Below are 22,046 nucleotides of genomic sequence, written 5' to 3'. Positions count from 1 at the left end.
CAATACCAATGGGTTTTCTGATGATTTTTAAAAGTTAAAATACAGGTAGAACCTGACAAAAAAATACCGAAACTAAAAGTAGTTCTTTACATTTTTGCGTCAGTAGTTTCGGAAGAGGATTGGGCATAGATATCAATTAAATGTGTTCGTACCTTTACAGGAACTTTTAGACTGTCTTGGCCTATTTGCATAAACATGGATTTGGATGGGACAAGCGGCATATGGCAGGCGATGCAATTCGTATTTTTCTGATTCGAAAGCGAGGAATCAACATTGCAGAAAACGGAGTTCATGGAGTGACACTCCATGCATTTTTTATTAAAGGATAGGACATTCCCTCTTTCACTCTTATGGGGGTTATGACAACTAGTACAATCCATGCGCTCTGTCTCCTTAAAACACTTACTGGCCCTTAAAAGATCATATTGGTTGCCATGCACGTCTACCTCTTTCAAATCTTTTACATTTGAATCTGGAAGGGAATAGTCCGTTAGTTTATCCCCGGTCAAAAAAAGAAAGGCAGGCTGTATGTCCATCCTAACTCCGGAATGGCATAATGCGCATGCATCCAAACGTTGTAGTTGGGATAGGGTATCATGACTTACAACAAATCTGGCTTCACTCATTTCGGGGTTGTTTTTGTGAAAAGTTACATGTTTCCTTGAAGGCCCGTGACAACGTTCACAATCGATACCATAAATAATTTGGGATTTATCATAAGAATTGCCCATACCATATAAAGCCGTGTTTTTTGCAAATGTAGTATGGCATTCCAAACATTTGGCATTAGCGGGACGGCCTTGTTCCATTAGTTCCATTGGAATACCGGGACTGTTGGTCCAACTGTCAGTGGGGTTAAAATAAGAAACCTGTAGTTGGTATAGTTTATCATCATCCCATGATAGATAGGATTGTCCCTTGGTTCCTGAACCGATAACCACATCAATTTTGGACCTGGAAATCTTTTCTTGGGCATTTGTGTTCCAGGCCTCTTGATATATTCCTGAATCTTCCAAGAGCATTTTGAATTGAATACTATCGTTTAATCGGTACAGATTTTTGCCTTCTTTAAAGCTCCCTTTTACGGAAGTGGGACCGGCCAAGGATGAACTTTGGTAATGGGTAGTTTCCAAATGTGTTTTGTAGATATCCGCATGACATTCCTTACATGCCTCGGAACCCACATAGTTTTGGCCATTGGAATGTGTGGCAAGGGGCTTTATTTCCTGGTAATTGGATTTTGATAATAAAGATGTCCTGAAATAGAGATATATTCCCAATGATAGAATGAAAATCAGCAAAAAAAATATCGGGATAGATGGAAACCGGTTTCGAAATTTGTTCTGACTCATTATAGCATTTTAAATTTTGGGGCTTGATGATCATCCATGATTTTTACTAGGCTTTATTAGGTAATATAAGGCCATTTTTTTGGAAAAGAAGTAGAAGTATTATGATTAATTCATAGACCCCAAATCGATTTTTATTTACCACGTAGACCCTAAACCATGTGTGCTTCTTCGGATACTTATTTGTCCACAGATAAAATGTCCTTATCTTACAGAACACAAGGCTCAATTCAATACTCCCATGTTTTCATCTTTCAGAGTATATGTGCAGATTATCATTTTGTCACTGGCAATCCTAGGTTGTTCCGAGAAGCCTGGAAAGGTAAAACCGGCCGTTCCCAATATCATCTATTTGCTTACCGATGACCAGCGCTGGGATGCTCTGGGTGCTATGGGGAATACCATTATCCAAACGCCACATTTGGATGAACTGGCCAACAATGGACTACTTTTTAAGAATGCCTATGTTACCACTTCTATTTGCGCTGTTAGCCGTGCCAGTATGCTAACGGGACAATATGAATCCAGACATGGAATCCACGACTTTAATACGGGTCTTTCTGCAGATGCCCTAAAAGAAACCTATCCCCTTGTATTGAAGAGTAACGGATACAAAATTGGCTTTATTGGTAAATATGGCGTTGGGGATGCCAAGGTGCATCCCAAGGCTTTGTTCGATTTTTGGGCATGTACCGAAAAGGGTCAGCCCGATTATGAGAATACCGATGAAAATGGAAACTATATTCACTATACGGATGTTGTGGCGAACAACATTGAGACTTTCATCAATGAAGTGGATGACCGGCCCTTTTGTCTTTCAGTAAGTTTTAAAGCTCCACATGTACAGGACGTTGATCCACGTCAGTTTATACCCAACCCAAGGTATTCTGACTATTACAAAGATGTTGTAATACCTAAACCCAAAACGGCCGACCCAAAATATTGGGAATCGTTCCCCGACTTTTTCCGTACCGATGAGAATATCGCGCGTGTACGCTGGAAACTTCGGTTTGATACCCCTGATAAATACCAGAGAAGTGTTAAGAACTACTATAGATTACTGACCGGAGTGGATGATGTAGTAGGCAGTCTTAGGGAACAGCTTAAGAAGAAAGGGCTGGATAAGAATACAATTATTGTATTTATGGGGGATAACGGAATGTTCCTGGGCGAACACGGTCTGGCTGGAAAATGGTATCCCTATGAGGAATCGGTTCGTGTTCCCCTCATCATATATGATCCCAGGGAAGAAAGCCCAAAGGGCAAAAAGGATCAGATTGCTCTTAACATAGATATTGCGCCTACAATTTTGGGAATGGCGGGAATTGAAAAACCAGAATCCATGCAAGGACTGGATCTTGTTGATGCAATCAAAAACACTGACAGTACGCGCTCTTCTTTTTTTTATGAGCATTCCTTTTTTGGAAGCCCAAGAATTCCGGTGGTAGAGGGAGTTATTAGTACACAACTCAAGTACATTAAATATACGGAACACGATTATGAAGAGTTGTACGATTTATCCAATGACCCCCTAGAAGAAAATAATCTGGTCTCAGATTCCAAATACGCCGATGTATTGGAGAATCAACGCAATCTCTATGAGAATCTAAAAAAGATGGCAAAATAAATAGATTAGAGCAAAAAGTTGATATACTTGACGGCCATCTTCCGCACCCCATTGTAAAACCATTTGTCTCGGTTTCTTTGGAGCATTACTGATTTATTTTTTATACTTTGTAAAAACATTAGAAGTAAAAATAGAAAGCAAATGAAACACACTTTAAAATATGCCCTATCGGGATTGATGTGCCTAGGATTTTTTACTATGGCCTTAGGTCAAAAAATGGAAAACAACAACACTAAAGGTTGGGTTTCCTTGTTCAATGGAAAGGATTTCGATGGCTGGAAAGTAGGTAATAATGCTTCTACGTTTTCTGTGGAAGATGGTGCCATTAAAGTGGCCGGTCCCAGGGCTCATTTATTTTATGTGGGCGATGTGCAAGACCATAACTTCAAAAATTTTGAATTTAAGGCATCGGTAATGACCAAACCAGGCGCAAATTCGGGAATCTATATCCATACCCAATATCAAGAAGATGGATGGCCCGCACACGGTTATGAAGTCCAGGTCAATAATTCGCAGGAAGATTGGAGAAGAACCGGTAGTTTATACGCCATAGTAGATGTTAAGGAAAACTATGCAAAGGACGATGTCTGGTATACGGAGTATGTCAAAGTGGAAGGCAACCGGATAATCATTAAGATAAATGATATCATAGTGGTCGATTATACGGAACCGGAAAATCCAATGCGGGGAGAGGGAGACAAGCACCGTATCCTTGGTGGCGGGACTTTTGCCCTGCAAGGACATGATCCTGGTAGTGTAGTATATTACAAGGATATCATGGTCAAGGTTTTACCGTAAAGAAGTGCCCCGGGTTACCACGTTTATTAAGAAATTATTCCAATAACGAGGAATTAAGATTGACATAATTTTTCAAAACAATTCCTTCTGTACGGAATGTTTATCGGTGCTAGGTCAAGATATCTTTTACTACATGACCATGCACATCGGTTAAGCGATAGCGTCTTCCTTGGTGTTTAAAAGTAAATTGTTCATGGTCTATGCCCATCAAATGCATTACCGTGGCTTGGAAATCATGTACATGCACATTGCCCTCCACTGGGTTGAAACCAAAATCATCGGAAGCACCATAGGAAATACCTGGCTTTACACCGGCACCGGCCATCCAAATGGTAAATACATAAGGATGGTGGTCACGGCCCCAATTGCGATAGTCGGCTATATTTCCCTGTAAAAAGGGAGTCCGACCAAATTCCCCGCCCCAAATGACCAAAGTGTCCTCCAGCATACCACGTTGTTTCAAATCTTTGATCAAGGCGGCACTGGGTTGATCTGTATCCTGACATTGAATTTTTAATTGGTAGTTAAGGTTCCGGTGTTGATCCCATCCGGCATGCATGCATTGAATAAAACGTACATCCCTTTCGGCAAGGCGCCGAGCCATGAGACAATTATAGGCAAAACTGCCCTTGCGATGCACATCGGGACCGTACATATCTAAAATGTGTTGGGGCTCATCGGAAAAATCGGTAAGCTCCGGTACACTCATTTGCATTTTATAGGCCATCTCATATTGCGCGATACGGGTCTGTATCTCCGGATCCCCAAATTCTTCATAGTTATGTTGGTTAAGGATTTGCATATCGTCCAGAATCTTACGGCGCATTTCACGGCTCATCCCCTCAGGGTTTTTTAAGTAGAGCACGGGGTCGCCTCCGCCCCGAAATTTCACCCCCTGAAACTTACTAGGCAAAAATCCACTACCCCAATAATAATCATAGAAAATCTGTCCACAACTGGCCTCTTTATCACGGGATGTCATGGCAACAAAATCAGGGAGGTCTTTGGCCGTACTTCCAAGCCCGTAGGTCAACCAAGACCCCATACTGGGTCTTCCAGGTTGTTCGGAACCGGTAAGGAAAAACGTAATGGCCGGGGCATGGTTTACCGATTCCGTGTACATGGATTTAATGAAACAAAGCTCATCGGCAATTTTTGCTGTTTCGGGCATAAAATCGGAAACCCAAGCACCGCTTTGGCCGTGCTGGGCAAAGTTGGCTATTTCCGCTATTACAGGTCGCTCGGTCTGTTCTCCGGTCATGGTGGAGAAACGCTTCCCAGCGGTTAATGAATCCGGAATTTGGGTGCCGTGCCATTTTTTGAGAATGGGCTTGTAATCAAAAAGGTCGATATGGGAAGGTGCCCCATTTTGGAAAAGATAGATGACCCTTTTGGCCTTTGGAGCAAAATGGGGAAGTCCTGATTCATTCCAGGCTAATCTGGCTTGAACCGAGTTTGAAGCCAAAGCTGATAAGGGATTTAACATGCTTCCCAAAGCGGCCACACCGATACCTTGTGCCATTTTCCCAAAAAAATTCCGACGGGTAATACCTGCTTGATATTCCTCAAAAGGATGTCTTATGTCTTTGTTCATTATTGTCTTGTTATCGTTTCGTCCAAATTGAATACCAAGGAACTTATTGCGGTGTAGGCGGCATAATCCGTCACCGCCAAGTCCAAGTTTATGGGGTATTCGCCAATTGCAATAAGTTTACGGGCCTCTTCCGGGAGGGAGGTATAATCTGAACGGAGTTCAATCAATCTGTTTTTCAAAATCTTAATTTCCTCAGCATCCGGAGCTCTTGCCGTGGCCCATTTGAAAAGATAACGGATACGCTCGTCATCCGAGGTCTTTGCGGTAAGTACTTTTTCCGCCATTACCCGTGAAGCTTCCATATAGGTGATGTCATTTAGAGTGGTAAGGGCGTGCAAAGGCGTATTGGTATCCGGCTTTTTTACGGTACAGACCTGTCTCGGGGAGTTGTCGAATATAAAGGTCGGCCCAACGATCCGCCTCCAAAAGGTGTATAAGCTTTTTCGGTATAAATCATCCCCATGATCTTGTTCGTAGGTAATAAAACCAAAGGTTGCTTCGCCCCAAATTCCTTTGGGTTGATAAGGCTTAACGGGCTTTCCGCCAATACTATCCACTAAGAGTCCGCTTATATAAAGCACTTGGTCACGAAGCATCCAAGACGGCAATCGCATCCTTGTGGCCCTGGCCAGATAGCGGTTTTCGGGATCCATTTCCAGCAATTCATTATTGAAATTGGAAGCTTGTCTATAGGTAGCACTCATCACGATTTTCTTGAACAAGGCCTTTAAATCCCAATCGTTTTCCTGAAAATCCATGGCCAACCAATCCAATAGTTCCGGGTGACTGGGCAACGTACTTTGTACACCAAAATCGTCTATGGTCTTTACGATACCCTTTCCGAAAAAGGCTTGCCAATACCGATTTATGGTAACCCTTGCCGTTAATGGTTGCTCCTTGGAGACCATCCATTGGGCCAATGCCAAACGGTTATTTTTGGTATTTCCTGGTATTGGTGGCAATATGGCCGGCACATCCCGGATTATGGGTTCTTCCATTTTGGGTTTATCATAGCCACCGCGATCAAGAATATAGGTGGTTCGGGGCTCTTTGGCTTCGTCCATCACCATTACCTGGGTGGCATTGGCCGTAGCCTTGTCATAGGCTTGCATGGCCCCGTATACTTGATTTAGTAATTGACCATATTTAGGGTGTACATTCTTAAAGTAGTTTGCCAGTTGCCTGTAAGCTCCCGTACCCCTTTTGTCCGGTGGATTTATCAAAATACGGGTATCAAGTCCCTTAACTTTTTTAATGGCTTCTGCCTCGGACATAGGTACTCCAGGTTCCCGAGGATAGTTTTCATCCTCAAAGATTTTTACCTTGGCGACCAATTCATCTACATGGACCTGAAGTTTTTGATTTTTCCTAAATTCTTCTTCCCGACTTAAATCAAGCAATGGCTTTAGTTTTCCACCCCAACCTCCACCTTCTTCCGAGGTCTGGTTGAAGTAATCGAACATCTGATAATATTCCTTTTGGGTGATTTGATCGTACTTGTGGTCATGGCAACGTGCACAATTCATCGTAAGCCCCAACCAAGCTGTCCCTGTTGTTTCTACTCGGTCAAAAACATTGGTAACACGGGTTTCCTCGGGAATACTTCCGCCTTCGGTATTGTAGGTATGGTTACGATTGAAGCCGGTAGCCAAAATATCGTTCCGGGTGGCGTTGGGCAAAAGGTCGCCTGCCAGTTGCTTAATGGCGAATTCGTCATAGGGCATATTATCGTTAAATGCCTGGATTACCCAATCGCGCCAAGGCCACATATTACGGGTGGCATCGCCCTGAAACCCGTTGGTATCTGCATAACGGGCAACATCCAGCCATTCCCAGGCCCATCTTTCACCATATCCGGGAGAGGCCAAGAGCCTGTCTACCAAATTTTCATAGGCATTGGGTGACGTATCGTTCTTAAACGCTTGGACTTCTTCCGGGGTTGGGGGAAGGCCGATAAGGTCCAAGGAGAGTCGCCTAATTAGCGTTGTTTTATTGGCCTCCATAGAGGGGGACAATCCTAAGGATTCCAACTTATCCAATACAAAATAATCGATTTCGTTCCTGGCCCAAGAAGGTTCGGTTACTTTGGGAAGTGGAACCTTTACTGGGGCGGTAAAGGCCCAATGGGTTTTCCATTCGGCCCCTTGTTCCACCCATTTTAACAAAATGGCCTTTTCGGTATCGGTCAAGGTTAGATTGCTTTCGGGAGTGGGCATAACTATTTCCGGGTCATCATGAAGGACACGTTCAATTACCTCACTATCTTCAGGTTTGCCCGGTACGATCGGAAACTTTTCCTTGCCCTCGAGCATCGAAAATAACCCCTCTTTGGTATCCAATCTAAGGTTGGCCTTTCTTGCGTTTTCGTCTGGACCGTGGCAGGCAAAACACCGATCTGATAGGATGGGACGTACATGAAAATTAAAATCGATTTTTTCGGGAAGTTCTTCGTAGGCGGTTTTTACCGTCTCGGGCATTTGAGGGCCACAACCTATAAGTCCTATAAGAATCGCCCAAAAGAATAAATGCTTTGAAAGTTTCATAACAATCTTAAAATTGCCGGGAATAACACCTCAATTTACTGAAATTTAATGGGATGCCCTTCCAGGGAATAATCAATTATCCACAGTTTCTAGAACTTCGATATGGAATGAATTGATAAGACTGCCCTGGGATATGGATTACTTCCAGTATTTGGAATTCGGTTTTTGGTCTAGATGGATGGGATATCCCATTTTTCATGTTTCCTGGCTAAGGTGAAACAGGTATCCCTTTGGCGTTCGAGGTATATATAGCCTCCTGAATTTCCAGGTTTCTAAGATACAGAGACCCTTCTGATTCCGCTGTTTTGTTGTTAAGCAAACAGTCTGTATAATGTTCCTGAGCTGCATAAACACAATCTCCTGCAAAGCCTTTTTTTGGCCTCTCATAGTGCACTATGGTTTCGGATCGGCCCAAGGGCTTATGAATTAACGAGCCATCGGCATTTAGCCATATACTCCCCTTATTTCCTTCCACCAACATTTCACCGAAGGTATACCTCGGATCCTGGGCAGTGTTTTCGTTGTATCGGTTAGCATCCAATATTCCCAAGGTTCCGTTAGCGAATTCAAAATGTACCCAAGCCAGATCCTCTCCCTTTATGTTCGTATTTAATCTGCCCAGTTTGGCATATACTTTTTTTACCTCCCCTGCCAAGTATCGGAAGGTATCGATATAGTGGACACCGGTTTCGTAAACGAACAGTTTTTCCATAGTTCTAAAATAAGGTTGCCTATTCATATAGGCATCGTCCTGCCAGCCATCCCCTGTACGTAGCCTAAAGTTCAAGGTGTGCAATCTATCGCCAAGTAGGCCATTATCTATTTGGGATTTGATTTCCCTAAACCAAGGTTGAAAGCGAAAATTTTCATGTACAATAAGGCGGAGGTTCTTTTCATTAAAAAGGCGAACGATTTTTTTGGCAGTAGTTAGATTTCCTCCAAAAGGTTTTTGACAGATTACCGGAATTCCATAACTGGCGGCCAAAGAGCACAATTCCAAATGGGTTTCCGGAGGTGTGATGATGTCCACAAAATCAGGGCGTTCCTTCTCGAGCATTTCCTGAGCATTGGCATATATTTTTTCTATATCATGAGCGGAAGCCGTTTTCTGGGCATTTTGGGATGATACATCACAAAGGGCAGTGATGTATGCTGTATCCGAACGTCGCCATGCATCGTAATGAAACTGGCTAAAATATCCGGCACCGATACCTACTCCTTTCAATTTTTTCATATCAATACGTTTCTATCGGTTTTTCCGGTCGTACACGAAGCCATAGGAATATGGCGATTATATTAAAAAAGGCACCGACATAAAAGAAGGTTTCCACGGAACCGGTCCAATCTTGTAAGTACGGGAAAAGTAGGGCGGTTATGAATGCTCCAATATTTCCGGCCATGTTCATGGTTCCGGATACGGCCCCGGAATTTCGCCGTCCGATATCTACACATAGGGACCATGATGGGGGCAAGGTCATATCGGCCCCAAAAATGGCCAAGCTCAAAAATAGGATAGCTCCCAAGGCGGTTTCCATATGAACACTGGCCAAGAGCCCTAACGCTGCCAAGGCAAAGCCAATGGATGCTGGAAGAACCCGCGAACTTCGCCATTCACCCTTTTTATAAATGGCATCGCTCAAACCACCGGAGAACCAATTTCCAAGGGCGCCGAATACTAGTGGTGCTGCGGCATAAAATCCGGCCTCTAGATTATCCAATCCATAGGTAGATTTAATATGGGGGAAAAGCCATGTCAACGCAAAGAAGAAAGTGAAATTGCTACAAAAATATTGTCCCATGGCCAACCACATATTTTTGGATTGTACTATCCTTCCAAAAGTCAATTGGGATGCAGATTCATCTTTGGAATCCTGTTGCCGTGTGTTGACGATTTTTTCCTTTTCCCGATCGCTCAAATAGGGATGGTCTTCCGGATTGTCCCTAAAAAGGAAGTACCACAAAAAGGCCCAGAGAAGGCCGATAATTCCCAATACTAAAAAGGAAGTTCGCCACCCATACGAATCGATGAGCCAGGCAACAAAAGGAAGTGCAAAGGCGGCCCCCAAACGTGATCCTGAGAAATTTATTCCTGTAACCAGCCCCCTCTCGGTCATTGGGATCCACGTATAAATGGCGCGTGACATTCCGGGAAAGGCTCCCGCTTCACCTGCACCGAAGAGTAAACGTACGATCAGCAAGGAGACAAAATTCCATGCCATTCCGGTCAATGCGGTGAAAAATGACCAAATGGTTACAATGGACGCCAAGATTTTACGAGGCCCGAACTTATCCGCAAGCATGCCACTGGGCGTTTGAAACAGGGCATAGCCCAAGGCAAATACGGAGAGTACCCAACCCATCTGCTTGTCCGTTAATAGCAATTCACCTGCTATGGGCTCCTTGGCCACTGAAATGCATACTCTGTCTATATATAATAAAAGGGATAACAAAAAAGTACCCAATACCATGAAGACCCTTCCTGGAAAATAAGTTTTTCCCTCGCCCATATTTACTGCGGTTGCATTTTATTCAAAACATTTTCTAAGGCATGGTTATCGCCTACATTGCCTGGAAAAACAATATAAGGCATATGGGGAAACCTACTTTCGGGCCCCAATTCCCAGACCGGTACACCTTCCAAAATTTGCCCTTTAATTTCGGCTCTTTTTACGTTCAGGGCCCTAGTAGCAATATCACTGGAGGTGATACCCCCCTTGGAGAGGATGAATTTCGGTCGTACCTCAAGATTTTGTACCAGCTCTACCAAAGTTCCCGAAACGGAGTTGACAATGTCCAAACTTTCAGATTTGTTGATGCCTTTTACTACCTCCCTGGAGGTATAAAGGACTATAATTCGGTCCACTTTCAAGGCCTTATCCACTGCTGTAACGGCATCCTGAATAACAGATGTTCTTAGGTTGGAATCAAATATTTTTTCCACCTCGATTTGATGGAATTCATATCCTGTTTCCTGCATTAAGATGGTTAATTGCTCGGTGGTTTTGGGAACATAGGAACCCACTATGACCAGCCCTCCTTTGCCAGAGGAAATCAAATCACTACCGTGCAATAATGGAGCTAAGGGAATATTTGCAATGGCGTTGATAAATGAAGCAGCTGTCCTGAACAAGATATCTGTATCCGATTTTAGACAACCCATGGCAACCGCTTCCAAATCCTCATAGGACACCGCATTTACCACATAATGTGAAAATAGATGCTGCCTCAATACCGAAGCTACATAGTCTGGGCCTCCGGATTCCAAATTTTCCAAGGAGAATGATTCGATATTTTCTATTTTAATCGCTCCTTCTGATTTTTCTACGATCCAGTCTTTTAAATTGGTGGAGGTGAAGCCGAAACTACTGTCTTTTGCGAAAGGTGATTCGGCAGCGGGAATCCATTCACCATGGTTCTCCAGATAATGGATGTCGTTCAATGTGTAGCGTCCACCCTCAAAAAAAGCCGGAATAAGGATCTGTTTTGCATCGGGCCTTCCCAATCCGTTGGCCAATGCATTTACCTCATTCGGATAGTGGCCACGAAGTGTGGAATCACTCCTACTGATGACGATCAATTTACGATTGTACTTCTTCGAGGCTTCCTGCAACCGTTGTCCAATGTTAAATCCCACATCATTGGCCTTTTCGGGCTGCATACTTCTGGAGTTGGTGAGCATGTAAAAGGTGCGAATGTCCTCCCGGAATATTGAATCTATCGTTTGATCTGACCATTCGGTGAATACTGGAATGTCATGTATGGTTTGGCATCCTGTAGGGTCATCGTCAAGTACTGCAATAATGGGATTATGCTTCGCTAACCATCGTCCGATTTCCGCCTTGAAACTTTTTTTTGGGCGGTCTAGTTGAGATTTGATTTTTTCGGATATGGAGGTCATTTTCTTTTGATTATCGATCCTCAATAGCCAGAACCCTTGCAGGGCTGCCATCCCCATCCTTAATTTTAAGTGGGAATGCCATGAGCATGATTTCGGTCTTTTTCAATTTATTCAAATTCACCAAACCTTCTATAATAATGATATTGTTTTCCATCAGGATTTGATGTATTTCCTTTACTTCCTCAAGATTATTTACATCGGCTACCGAAGGAGGTTCCACCCCAAGAATATTGATTTGCTTTTCGCCAAACCATAGTGCTAGTTCCTTACTTATTCGGGGTAGATTATCTCGGTATTTGGATGTCCCGAACCATTGGCTCCATCCACTTTTTAATAGGATGTTGTCTCCCTTTTTTACATTTTCAAGTTGATTCTTGAAATCGTCCGGCCGAATAAGATGATGTTCCCCAACATGGGATATGTCCAAAACCAAGGCTCGTCCCATAAGTCGATCCAAAGGTATTTTGTCAATGGTCAATGCATTCACCTCAAAATGCCACGGGGCATCCATGTGTGTTCCGCTGTGCGAATACAGCTCTAAGGTACTGGCGTTCCATCCATCATTTTTTAACGATTTGGCACTATGGATCTTCACACCAGGTTGTTGATGCTCAATGGTGCGTGTAAGATCAATAATATGCCGCTCGCCGCTCATCGTTATAAAGCCTTTACTACTGCATCGGTAATTTCGGTAGTTGTAGCGGAACCCTTCAAATCCTTGGTCAAGGGTCCTTTTGCCGTTACCTTACCAATGGCATTTTCAATATCCCGCGCCGCTTCGCTTTCCCCCAAATGGTCGAGCATCAAGGCTACGGACCAAATCTGCCCAATAGGATTGGCAATATTCTTGCCAGCGATGTCCGGGGCCGAGCCATGAATCGGTTCGAACATGGAGGGGTAATCCTTCTCCGGGTTAATATTGCCACTTCCACCTAGGCCAAGGCTCCCCATAATGGCACCGCCCAAATCCGATAGAATATCGCCGATCATGTTCGTGGTTAGGATTACATCAAATACCTCAGGTTTTAATACAAAACTTGCTGAAGCGTTGTCCACATACATTTTGTTGTATTCTACATCAGGATATTGTGTGCTTACTTCTTGTATGACCGTATCCCAGAACAAAAGACTATGAATCAATGTATTGGATTTGGTCACGTTGGTCAATCGTTTTCTTCTTTTTTGGGCCAATTTAAAGGCAAAATGCGCAACGCGTTCCACACCATGTCTGGTAAAGATACTGGTCTCTATGGCCATACCGTTTGGCGTATCAGGATACATTATTTTCCCGTTCTGTACAAATTCACCTTCATTATTCTCCCGTATAATAACAAAGTCAATATCTTGTTCGGTTTTGTCCCTCAACGGACTTTGGATGCCAGGGAATAATTTTACCGGGCGATAATTCACATATTGCTCAAACGAAGTTCGTACCCTGAAGGTATAGTCCTTGGCCGGAAGGGTATCATCTACTTCCGGAAGGCCCACCGCACCAAATAGGATGGCATCAAAACCTCTAAGTTGTTCCAATCCATTTTCGGGCATAAATTCACCCTCTTTCAAATAATATCCAGCCCCCCACGGAAACGATGAGGTTTCTATATTGAAATTGTATTTTGCGGCTACTTTCTCGGCAACTTTGAGTCCGGCAGGAACAATTTCTTCCCCTATGCCATCGCCATTTACAACGGCTATTTGGTATATTTTACCCATATGTATGATTATTAATGCAATTTTTCTTCGGGACCAAGACCTTCGGGCCGCTCATAAGTTTTAGTCAAGGCCCACTTGTCAAATTCGAAACCATCCTCTCGCATGGAAAACGAAATAGTATGGTAACCGGGCTTTAGGATTTCCAAATAAACCAATTCAGGTACCCCGGTGTGAACAGCTTCCGTACGTTGCCTGCTTTCCCAGGACCATTCTTTTTTATTGCCATCGAATTGCATACGTTGGCCTGATTTGGGCCAGGTTCCATCCAAACCTACATGGATACCATTATCTTCTGTTCCTGAAGTATGCGTTCGCACCCATACGTAATATTTACCAGGATTGTTGATGTAAACGTAATAATTGAGAATAGCCATTTTTCCCGGTTCGTTCGAGAAATTTTCCCCATGAATGAGTTTATCGTCATGGTTGGTCCTGGTATCCGGTAATATTTCTAGGTAAGTACCATTGCTGGCCCCATCTGCATGGTTCCCGTCCGGGTCATCCATTGCAAGAGAGTCGGAGTTTTTGGTAATCTTGTACCACTTACGAATGGAGTTATGTGTCTGAAAAGCAAAATGTTCCGCTTCTACCCCTAAAACCCCGTTCACTTCTTCATAACATGAAACCGGTTCCGTCCCTTGGCCGTTTAGAAAATGAGCCAATAGTAATAGATTGCCCATTGCAATGAATTTAGCAAACTCATAAAGTTCGACTCCAATTTGTGCACTTTTGCACATATTCTTTAACTTTATATATAGTAGGCAAATAAAATAAAATATTTGTGATTTAGATGAACAAAATCTAGTAATTTGTGCAAAATATTGCATAATTCTAAAAGCATTGTCTTGTCCACTACAATTACACTTAACGATATTGCTCAAAAGCTGAATATTTCGGTCTCTACCGTTTCCCGTGCTTTGCAAGACCATCCAAGGATTGGGGCGCATACCAAGCGCAAGGTTGTAGCATATGCAAAAAAAGCAGGCTATTTTGAAAAGAAATTTGGGCACGTTCTTGGCCAAGAGACCAATGCCATAGGTGTTATAGTCCCCAAAATTAGTTATCACTTGTACGCCAATGCAATTTCTGGGATAGAGGAAGTTGCAGAAGCCTATGGGATGCATATTATTATATGTCAGTCAAACGAATCATATGAGCGTGAAAAAAGCTTGGTGAAGCAATTTATTGGGCTTGGCGTTGCCGGACTTTTGGTTTCCATTGCGGGAGGGACCAAAAAGTTCACCCATTTTGAGACGTTAAAAAATAGGGGTATTCCCTTGGTATTTTTTAATAGGCTTTGTGATGAGGTACATACGGATAAGGTGGTCATTGACAACTTTAAAGCGGCCTACGAGGCAACAGAACATTTGATTTCAGTTGGGTGTAAACGCATTGCCTATCTGGGTGGCCCCGAGGGTGTGCAGATAAGCAATACAAGAATGGAAGGCTATAGGAGTGCTTTGGAGCACATGGAACTTCCCTACCATGAAGGCTTTGTGGCTCATTGTAGTTTTGACCGGGAAAGTAGAATGACTCAGGCACGTAAATTGCTTTATGCCCCTGATCCTCCTGATGGAATCCTTGCATTTAGCGACCAAATTGCTATTAGTTTAATGACGGCTGCCAAGGAACGTGGACTTCGAATTCCTGAAGATATCTCCGTAGTAGGATTCAATAACGAACCTGTGGACGAATTGCTGGAGCCTTCCTTATCAAGCATTGAACAACCGGGATATGCCATGGGTAGGGAAGCGGCCAAACTGGTCTTGCAAAGAAGGAAGGACCCGTATAAAGTCATAGACCGAAAGGTCCTGAGTTCGCACCTGATCATCCGTGAATCGACCAATAAGAATAAACGTTAATCTGATGAAAAAATACCGTAGAGTGGAAAAAGCCTTTAAAGTTATGTATCTTTCTTATCCAAAGGAACTATTATAAAATGAAGTTTGTCCATATCCTATTCTTTTTGATTTTTTTCACGGTATACGGTCAAACCGAAACTGATACTATGAATTCCCTGGTCGTTAAAAGAATAGAAAGTAAAAAGCATATAGATTTGGAAGAGGTCTCCCGATTGTTGGAAGAACAAACCGAATTGCAATCAATAAATGTGATCAATTGGGAGAAGTTTCCTTATTTGCCCGAAGTTAAGTTTAGGATTGCACATAGCAACAACCAAATTTGGCTGAAATATTATGTGAACGAACAAAATATTCTAGCTGCCCGCACGGAGGTCAACAGTTCGGTATCCCGTGATAGTTGTGTAGAGTTCTTTTTTGATCCCTTGGGAGATGGCAGCTATTACAACTTTGAATTCAATTGTATTGGAACACCACATCTGGCTTATGGACCGGACCGCCATACCCGTGAATTCGTAGCTCCCAAGAAAATTAAACAGCTTATTAAAAAAGAATCTAGCTTGGGAGATTTACCTTTTGATGAAAAGAGCGGAGGCCATCAATGGGAAATGACCATCGTTTTGCCCGCTGAAATTTTGACTTCCCATGACGGAATCAAGCTGGAAGGACTTAGGTCCAGATCCAATTTTTATAAGTGTGGCGACGATACCTCCGAAAAGCACTATCTATCTTGGAACCCCGTTGGCACGGAGCGCCCGGATTTTCATCGGCCCGAATTTTTTGGAACCCTTATTTTTGAATGAAATCAGCTAAAATACCTTTTTAAGTGATGGCTGTTAAACAAACCAATTTTATCCTTTGGAACTTAGGGTGTGCTCGAGCACATTTTGATGTTTTCGCTTGTTTTCTAGATAAAAGAATTTTACCTTGACCTAGTTCAAACTAACTACCACTGCCTTACACCAAAGATGACTAAATTTATATACCGTTTAAAAATAGGTGCCGTATGCCTTAGTACGCTCCAATTCTTTTTAGGATGTAGCCCAAGTGGCCAGGATGGCGGCTTATTTCTTCCTGAGGGTTTTTCGTCCGTAGTTGTAATCGATAGTATTGCCGAGACCATCCGGCATATGGATGTCACGGATGATAACATCCTTTATGCCAAGTTGCGCAATGCACATGAAAATGCTTCAGTAATCGCTCTAAAGGACACCAACGGGGATGGCTATTCGGATATCATGGAAAGGTTCGGGGGCAAGAATCAGCGAGCAAAATGGAGTTATGCTACGGCCATGCGTATTTATAATGGCTATATTTATTATAGTTCGGATTTGGTTGTTTATCGGCATAAATTAAAGCCGGGCACTTTAATTCCGGAAGGTGATGCGGAAATTGTAATGACGGATGATCATGAACACGGGAAGCATGAACATATTGGCAAACCCATTGCATTTGATAATAAAGGATATATGTACGTTCCCTTTGGGGCTCCTTCCAATGCTTGTCAAGACCCCAAAAGAACACCTGGGGCTCCTGGTTTGGACCCGTGCCCTCAACTTGAGGACCATGGGGGCATTTGGCGTTTTGATGCCAATAAATTAAACCAGACCCAAAAGGATGGATATAAATATGCCTCTGGGATTCGATCTGTGGTAGCCATGAATTGGAACCCCGTTGATGAGGAGTTGTATGTCGTCATGCATGGCCGGGATGATCTCTTGCGCTTGTGGCCCAATACATTTTCACCCTGGCAGAGTGCTATGCTCCCTTCAGAGGAATTTATGAGGGTTACGGAAGGGTCCCATTTTGGCTGGCCCTATTGTTATTATGATCAGATGTTGGGCAAGAAGGTACTGGCCCCTGAATATGGAGGGGACGGCAAGATAATAGGTCGATGTGAAGAATACGATGATCCTGTCATAGGCTTTCCGGGGCATTGGGCTCCAAATGATTTGATTTTTTATCAGGGTGATGCATTTCCGGAACGTTATAAGAATGGGGCGTTTATTACCTTTCATGGTTCTACCAATAGGGCACCCTATCCACAATCGGGTTATTTTGTGGGGTTTGTTCCTTTCAAAAATGGCAAACCCAGTGGGGAAGTCGAAGTTTTTGCCGATGGATTTGCCCAAGTAGACCCTATTGTAAGCGTAAAGGATGCTGTACATAGACCTATGGGTTTGGCCGTTGGACCCGATGGGGAAATGTACATTTCCGATTCAGTTAAGGGTAAGATTTGGAAAGTGGTTTTTGAAGGGGATAAGAATACTTTTGGATCAGCACAATTGGCCCAAATGGAAGAACGAAAAAGACTTTCCCATATCAGGACTCCCGATAAGATTGCCGATAACCTAATGAAGGATGATCTTGTGGGAGGTGAACACATTTATTATCAATACTGTAGTGCCTGTCACCAAAAGGATGGCGGAGGGGCACCAGGAAGGTTTCCCCCGATTGTTGGGACCGACTGGGTTACCGGGGATAAGGAACGGCTTATTGAGGTAATGCTCAGAGGGATGGAAGGGAGCCTTAAAATAGGTGAAGAAGTCTATAACGGGGTAATGCCGCAACACAGTTTTTTGAGCGACAAGGAGATTGCCGAAGTACTTACTTTTATCCGTTCTAATTTTGGAAATGAAGCAAGTGCAGTTGAAACAGAGGAAGTGTCCACGATACGCAAAACTCAGGAGGCATCCGGAACACCCGTTGAACCAATTCAAGTTACTACAGAATAAAGAACATTAAACTAACACCGATATGAAAAGACAAAATTATAAATTCTGGTTGGCCTCGGGCTTTTTCCTTGTGGGCATTGCTTTTGCCATGTCCCAGGAGTATGATATGTTGATCAACGACGGGCATGTTGTTGACGTAAAGAATGACATTGATAAGGTGATGGATGTGGCCATAAAAGATGGCAAAATTGCCAAAGTGGCGGCGAGAATCCCCGAAAACTCTTCAAAAACCGTGATACAGGCAAAGGGATTTTATGTGGCACCGGGACTTTTGGATATCCATAGCCATAATTTTCATGGCACGGAACCCAATGCCTATTTGAGCAATAGCTTTAGTGCCTTGCCCCCGGATGGGTTTAGTTTTCCTAACGGGGTCACCACCATTGTTGATTGTGGAGGTCCGGGATGGCGTAATTTTCAGCAATTTAAGGATCAGGTCATCGATCGTTCCAAAACCAGGGTTCTTGCATTTTTAAATATCGTAGGTTCTGGAATGAAAGGGGGTGCCATTGAACAAAATTTGAACGATATGGACCCCAAACTAACAGCTATGGTGGCCAAACAATTTCCTAAAGAAGTAATCGGGGTGAAATTGGCACATTATAGCGGCCATGATTGGACACCTACCGAACGTGCTGTAGAGGCCGGAAGATTGGCGGATATTCCCGTAATGATCGACTTTGGCCATGCAGATCCCGAATTGTCAATAAAGACCCTGTTTCTTGAAAAGTTACGCCCTGGCGATATGTTTACGCATGCCTATGGACATGTAGATGGTCGGATGCCTGTAGTGGATGATAATGGCAAGGTAAATGATTTTGTCTTTGAGGCTCAAAAAAGAGGTATTATCTTCGACGTAGGACATGGGGGAGGCAGTTTTCGATTTGATCAAGCGGTACCTTCTATGGAACAAGGTTTTGAGCCCAATACGATCAGTACCGATTTGCATACAGGAAGTATGAACGGGGGGATGAAGAACATTATCAACGTCATGTCCAAGTTCTTAAATATGGGAATGACCGTTCAAGATGTTATCGAACGGACGACGTGGAATGCTTCAAAAGCTATAAAACGAACCGACTTGGGGCACCTCTCGGAAGGAGCAGTAGCAGACGTTGCCGTGTTGAACCTCCGAAATGGTGACTTTGGCTTTATCGATGTACGGAAAAAGAAAATGAAAGGCGATAAAAAACTGGAATGTGAACTGACCATCAAGGATGGGAACGTTATGTACGATCTCAATGGGTTGGCCAGTAAACCTTGGAACGAATAAGAAGGCTTCCATGAAAAAAAGGACATCTATTATTCTTTTTGTGGCCGCCATGGTTTTCCTACTGGCAACAATTATACTTTTGACTATGGGTATGGGCGATCGGACTGGGCCTTCCCTAATCCTTTTTCTGTTATTATTGGCGTTATCGGCCAGGGGCCACCACTTTTTTAAGGGCTTTTCCTTTACCATATTAATATTTGCCGCTGTTTCCTATGCCATGTTCTATCCTGGATATTTGAGGCAGATAGGTGATTTTCAAATGAAATCGTTGATTGTGCCTCTTTTGCAAGTTATTATGTTCGGTATGGGCACGGCCATGAGTATCAAGGATTTCTGGGGCGTCGTAAAAATGCCCAAAGGGGTTTTGGTAGGTGTTGTCTGCCAGTTTACGATAATGCCCTTGCTGGGACTTGGTCTTGCCACTATTTTTGGATTTCCCCCAGAGATTGCCGCAGGTGTTGTTTTAATAGGGTCTTCCCCTAGTGGATTGGCTTCCAATGTAATGTCTTATTTGGCCAAGGCCAATGTAGCTTTGTCAGTTACACTCACAGCAGTATCCACGCTTTTGGCTCCTTTGATGACACCCTTGCTTATGGAGACTTTTGCCGGACAGTTTGTTCCCATTGATTTTTGGGGAATGATGTTGAGCATACTAAAAATTGTAATAGTGCCTATAATTGTAGGGTTGCTGTTCAATCATTTTTTTCACGGAAAGGCGCAATGGTTGGACAAGGCCATGCCCATAGTCTCCATGGGAGGTATTGCCTTGATTATTATGATCATAACCGCGGCAGGTAGGGACAACCTATTAACTATAGGTCTTCTGCTTGTTGTAGCTGCAATTATCCATAATGCCGCCGGTTATTTTCTTGGGTATTGGGGGTGTCGGTTGTTCAAAATGGACGAAAGGGATTGTAGGACTATAGCTTTGGAGGTAGGGATGCAGAACGGAGGGTTGGCTTCCGGAATTGCTTTGGAAATGGGGAAAGTGGCTACGGTAGGTCTGGCTCCGGCCGTGTTTGGCCCATGGATGAACATTTCAGGTTCTTCCTTAGCTACCTATTGGCGGGACAAGGATGCCTCCAAAGAGACGAAAAAACCACTGGAAGAAATACAAATTGATACTAAAATTGATACGGATGAATTGGATTAAATCTTTATTTCTGATGCTGTTGGTAGGGAACCTAACCTGGGGCCAAACGGCTTCCAAGGACTACATGATATTCCTTACCCCACAATGGGAAGGGGAGCGTTTTGAGGATGGGAGACCAAAAGTGCCCAACAGCGTTTTGGAACGAATGAAAAGCGTTACTATTGAGGAAGCTTGGGGAACCCTTAGAAATGAGGGATACCACAATCAATTTGAAGGGGGATGGGAACCTTTGCATGACGATGTACCTGTCGTAGGTCGTGCCCTTACCGTTCAATACATGCCCAATCGTCCAGATGTATCTGATCAAATCAAGAAAAAGGGAAAGGAAGAGGGCCAAATTGGCAATACAAATTCATGGCCCATTGATATGCTTGTAGAAGGTGATGTCTATGTGGCGGACGGCTTTGGGAAAATTGTGGATGGCACGTTGATCGGCGACAATTTAGGCAATTCTATTTATGCAAAGTCTAAAAATGGAGTGGTTTTCAACGCTTCCAGTCGGGATATGGAAGGGCTATCCGAAATAGAGGGCTTCAACGCCTTTGTAAGGGGTTGGCATCCATCGTTCTTGCAGGAGGTAATGCTGGAAAGTATCAATTCTCCTATCCGTATTGGAGCGGCTACGGTACTACCCGGTGATATTGTCTTGGCCAAAAAGGAGGGGGTTGTTTTTATACCGGCCCATCTAGCTGAAAAAATAGTGGTCACCTCAGAAGTCGTACGTTTACGGGATTTGTTCGGAATCGGTAGGCTTAAGGAAGGGAAGTATACACCGGGACAAATTGATAGCAAATGGACTGATGAGATAGAAAAGGATTTTTCGCAGTGGCTCAAAAGTCACATGGATGAACTCCCCGTACCCAAAGAGCAGATACAGGAATTGTTGAAAAAACGTACTTGGTAAATACTAATAATTAAAGGAAGTCCCTTTCCTTGATAGAAGAGGGGGTATCCTGGCAATAAATTGAAATAGGGTGGTTATCCCTCCTTCATCTTGAATTAACTAAATAAAAGACAGAATTATGACGAACAAAAAGACAACGCGAAGAGCATCCTTTAAGAAAATGGGAATGGGTATTGCCGCACTTTTCGGCATAGGCACGGTTAACGCAATGGATAAGAATACAAAGGCAAAAAAAGAGGTGGTAGGCGATATTGTGACCGATCAGGATATTCCACTTTTTTCTGGAGCTGTAAAACATGGAAATACACTGTACATTGCCGGAAAAGGGGCACATGTTGAACCTTTTGAAATCAAAGCACATACTGAGATAGTGCTACAGGAATTACAGAAGGAACTGGAACGAAATGGTTCCTCTATGGAAAAAGTATTGAAGGTAAACGTTTATCTCGCGGATCTTCATGATTATAAGGGTATGAACGAGGTATTCCGAGGACGTTTCGGAAAGAATCCGCCAGTTCGGACTACGGTTGCCACTTATGGAGGTGTTCCCGGTAAGTCGCTAGTAGAGATGGACTGTATAGCGGCAGTGGACTAAATAAA

Annotated in this window: 18 protein-coding genes; 9 read left to right on the top strand and 9 right to left on the bottom strand. The window is 43.4% G+C overall.

What is annotated here, in order from left to right:
- Window positions 1-86: 86 nt before the first annotated feature.
- Entirely contained in the window at window positions 87-1,352 is a 1,266-nt protein-coding gene (locus D7Z94_RS01200) for a multiheme c-type cytochrome (RefSeq protein WP_120709687.1), read from the bottom strand.
- Between the two features lie 238 nt (window positions 1,353-1,590).
- On the opposite strand from D7Z94_RS01200, the gene D7Z94_RS01195 reads away from it, so the two are divergent.
- Both D7Z94_RS01195 and D7Z94_RS01190 read left to right on the top strand, forming a co-directional pair.
- Window positions 1,591-2,976 carry a sulfatase family protein gene (locus D7Z94_RS01195; RefSeq protein WP_120709686.1) on the top strand — a complete coding sequence of 462 codons (1,386 nt, stop codon included), beginning with the start codon at window positions 1,591-1,593 and terminating at the stop codon, window positions 2,974-2,976.
- Window positions 2,977-3,117: 141 nt separating this feature from the next.
- Complete coding sequence (locus tag D7Z94_RS01190) at window positions 3,118-3,774, top strand: 3-keto-disaccharide hydrolase (RefSeq protein WP_120709685.1); 657 nt, start codon at window positions 3,118-3,120, stop codon at window positions 3,772-3,774.
- Between the two features lie 109 nt (window positions 3,775-3,883).
- On the opposite strand, the gene D7Z94_RS01185 is transcribed toward D7Z94_RS01190, so the two are convergent.
- From D7Z94_RS01185 to D7Z94_RS01150, 8 genes are all read right to left on the bottom strand, one after another.
- Entirely contained in the window at window positions 3,884-5,368 is a 1,485-nt protein-coding gene (locus D7Z94_RS01185) for a DUF1501 domain-containing protein (protein WP_120709684.1), read from the bottom strand.
- Window positions 5,368-7,911 (bottom strand): PSD1 and planctomycete cytochrome C domain-containing protein, encoded by a 2,544-nt coding sequence (locus D7Z94_RS25585; RefSeq protein WP_158594571.1) that lies wholly within the window; start codon window positions 7,909-7,911, stop codon window positions 5,368-5,370. Before D7Z94_RS25585 ends, D7Z94_RS01185 begins: the two co-directional genes overlap by 1 nt.
- Window positions 7,912-8,119: 208 nt before the next feature.
- The gene (locus tag D7Z94_RS01175) at window positions 8,120-9,145 is read right to left on the bottom strand and encodes a Gfo/Idh/MocA family protein (protein WP_120709683.1); all 1,026 of its coding nucleotides are present in this window, start codon (window positions 9,143-9,145) and stop codon (window positions 8,120-8,122) included.
- Between the two features lies 1 nt (window position 9,146).
- Entirely contained in the window at window positions 9,147-10,418 is a 1,272-nt protein-coding gene (locus tag D7Z94_RS01170) for an MFS transporter (protein WP_120709682.1), read from the bottom strand.
- 2 nt (window positions 10,419-10,420) lie between these two features.
- Window positions 10,421-11,860 carry a four-carbon acid sugar kinase family protein gene (locus D7Z94_RS01165; protein WP_158594570.1) on the bottom strand — a complete coding sequence of 480 codons (1,440 nt, stop codon included), beginning with the start codon at window positions 11,858-11,860 and terminating at the stop codon, window positions 10,421-10,423.
- Window positions 11,820-12,464 (bottom strand): cyclase family protein, encoded by a 645-nt coding sequence (locus D7Z94_RS01160; RefSeq protein WP_120709680.1) that lies wholly within the window; start codon window positions 12,462-12,464, stop codon window positions 11,820-11,822. Before D7Z94_RS01160 ends, D7Z94_RS01165 begins: the two co-directional genes overlap by 41 nt.
- A 2-nt stretch (window positions 12,465-12,466) precedes the next feature.
- Window positions 12,467-13,522, bottom strand: coding sequence for an isocitrate/isopropylmalate dehydrogenase family protein (locus D7Z94_RS01155; protein WP_120709679.1), 1,056 nt, complete (start codon window positions 13,520-13,522; stop codon window positions 12,467-12,469).
- A gap of 11 nt (window positions 13,523-13,533) precedes the next feature.
- On the bottom strand, window positions 13,534-14,202 hold the full coding sequence (locus D7Z94_RS01150; protein ID WP_170158830.1) for a hypothetical protein: 669 nt from the start codon (window positions 14,200-14,202) through the stop codon (window positions 13,534-13,536).
- Window positions 14,203-14,367: 165 nt separating this feature from the next.
- Here D7Z94_RS01150 and D7Z94_RS01145 point away from each other — a divergent pair, with 165 nt between their 5' ends.
- The 7 genes from D7Z94_RS01145 (at window position 14,368) to D7Z94_RS01115 (ending at window position 22,041) form a co-directional block, all read left to right on the top strand.
- Window positions 14,368-15,384, top strand: a complete 1,017-nt coding sequence (locus D7Z94_RS01145; protein WP_120709678.1) for a LacI family DNA-binding transcriptional regulator — start codon at window positions 14,368-14,370, stop codon at window positions 15,382-15,384.
- A 146-nt stretch (window positions 15,385-15,530) separates the two neighbouring features.
- On the top strand, window positions 15,531-16,184 hold the full coding sequence (locus tag D7Z94_RS01140) for a carbohydrate-binding family 9-like protein (protein WP_158594568.1): 654 nt from the start codon (window positions 15,531-15,533) through the stop codon (window positions 16,182-16,184).
- A gap of 165 nt (window positions 16,185-16,349) precedes the next feature.
- Complete coding sequence (locus D7Z94_RS01135) at window positions 16,350-18,116, top strand: PQQ-dependent sugar dehydrogenase (RefSeq protein ID WP_120709676.1); 1,767 nt, start codon at window positions 16,350-16,352, stop codon at window positions 18,114-18,116.
- Window positions 18,117-18,138: 22 nt separating this feature from the next.
- The gene (locus D7Z94_RS01130) at window positions 18,139-19,389 is read left to right on the top strand and encodes an amidohydrolase/deacetylase family metallohydrolase (protein WP_170158829.1); all 1,251 of its coding nucleotides are present in this window, start codon (window positions 18,139-18,141) and stop codon (window positions 19,387-19,389) included.
- Between the two features lie 10 nt (window positions 19,390-19,399).
- Window positions 19,400-20,542, top strand: coding sequence for a bile acid:sodium symporter family protein (locus D7Z94_RS01125; protein ID WP_120709675.1), 1,143 nt, complete (start codon window positions 19,400-19,402; stop codon window positions 20,540-20,542).
- Entirely contained in the window at window positions 20,529-21,446 is a 918-nt protein-coding gene (locus D7Z94_RS01120) for an RraA family protein (RefSeq protein ID WP_120709674.1), read from the top strand. The genes D7Z94_RS01125 and D7Z94_RS01120 overlap by 14 nt, the downstream gene beginning before the upstream one ends.
- A 118-nt stretch (window positions 21,447-21,564) precedes the next feature.
- Window positions 21,565-22,041, top strand: a complete 477-nt coding sequence (locus D7Z94_RS01115) for a RidA family protein (RefSeq protein ID WP_120709673.1) — start codon at window positions 21,565-21,567, stop codon at window positions 22,039-22,041.
- Window positions 22,042-22,046 lie beyond the last annotated feature (5 nt).

This window comes from Ulvibacterium marinum, from assembly GCF_003626755.1.
In the GTDB taxonomy this organism is placed as follows: domain Bacteria; phylum Bacteroidota; class Bacteroidia; order Flavobacteriales; family Flavobacteriaceae; genus Ulvibacterium; species Ulvibacterium marinum.
This window is presented reverse-complemented; position numbering and strand designations above follow the sequence as displayed.

What these genes read in the sequence shown, in the direction of transcription:
- D7Z94_RS01195 (WP_120709686.1), top strand. Translation starts at nt 1,591, where the DNA reads ATGTTTTCATCTTTCAGAGTATATGTGCAGATTATCATTTTGTCACTG.
- D7Z94_RS01160 (WP_120709680.1), bottom strand. Translation starts at nt 12,464, where the DNA reads ATGAGCGGCGAGCGGCATATTATTGATCTTACACGCACCATTGAGCAT.
- D7Z94_RS01125 (WP_120709675.1), top strand. Translation starts at nt 19,400, where the DNA reads ATGAAAAAAAGGACATCTATTATTCTTTTTGTGGCCGCCATGGTTTTC.
- D7Z94_RS01130 (WP_170158829.1), top strand. Translation starts at nt 18,139, where the DNA reads ATGAAAAGACAAAATTATAAATTCTGGTTGGCCTCGGGCTTTTTCCTT.
- D7Z94_RS01190 (WP_120709685.1), top strand. Translation starts at nt 3,118, where the DNA reads ATGAAACACACTTTAAAATATGCCCTATCGGGATTGATGTGCCTAGGA.
- D7Z94_RS01175 (WP_120709683.1), bottom strand. Translation starts at nt 9,145, where the DNA reads ATGAAAAAATTGAAAGGAGTAGGTATCGGTGCCGGATATTTTAGCCAG.
- D7Z94_RS01140 (WP_158594568.1), top strand. Translation starts at nt 15,531, where the DNA reads ATGAATTCCCTGGTCGTTAAAAGAATAGAAAGTAAAAAGCATATAGAT.
- D7Z94_RS25585 (WP_158594571.1), bottom strand. Translation starts at nt 7,911, where the DNA reads ATGAAACTTTCAAAGCATTTATTCTTTTGGGCGATTCTTATAGGACTT.
- D7Z94_RS01185 (WP_120709684.1), bottom strand. Translation starts at nt 5,368, where the DNA reads ATGAACAAAGACATAAGACATCCTTTTGAGGAATATCAAGCAGGTATT.
- D7Z94_RS01170 (WP_120709682.1), bottom strand. Translation starts at nt 10,418, where the DNA reads ATGGGCGAGGGAAAAACTTATTTTCCAGGAAGGGTCTTCATGGTATTG.
- D7Z94_RS01200 (WP_120709687.1), bottom strand. Translation starts at nt 1,352, where the DNA reads ATGAGTCAGAACAAATTTCGAAACCGGTTTCCATCTATCCCGATATTT.
- D7Z94_RS01150 (WP_170158830.1), bottom strand. Translation starts at nt 14,202, where the DNA reads ATGGGCAATCTATTACTATTGGCTCATTTTCTAAACGGCCAAGGGACG.
- D7Z94_RS01155 (WP_120709679.1), bottom strand. Translation starts at nt 13,522, where the DNA reads ATGGGTAAAATATACCAAATAGCCGTTGTAAATGGCGATGGCATAGGG.
- D7Z94_RS01120 (WP_120709674.1), top strand. Translation starts at nt 20,529, where the DNA reads ATGAATTGGATTAAATCTTTATTTCTGATGCTGTTGGTAGGGAACCTA.
- D7Z94_RS01165 (WP_158594570.1), bottom strand. Translation starts at nt 11,860, where the DNA reads ATGGCAGCCCTGCAAGGGTTCTGGCTATTGAGGATCGATAATCAAAAG.
- D7Z94_RS01135 (WP_120709676.1), top strand. Translation starts at nt 16,350, where the DNA reads ATGACTAAATTTATATACCGTTTAAAAATAGGTGCCGTATGCCTTAGT.
- D7Z94_RS01115 (WP_120709673.1), top strand. Translation starts at nt 21,565, where the DNA reads ATGACGAACAAAAAGACAACGCGAAGAGCATCCTTTAAGAAAATGGGA.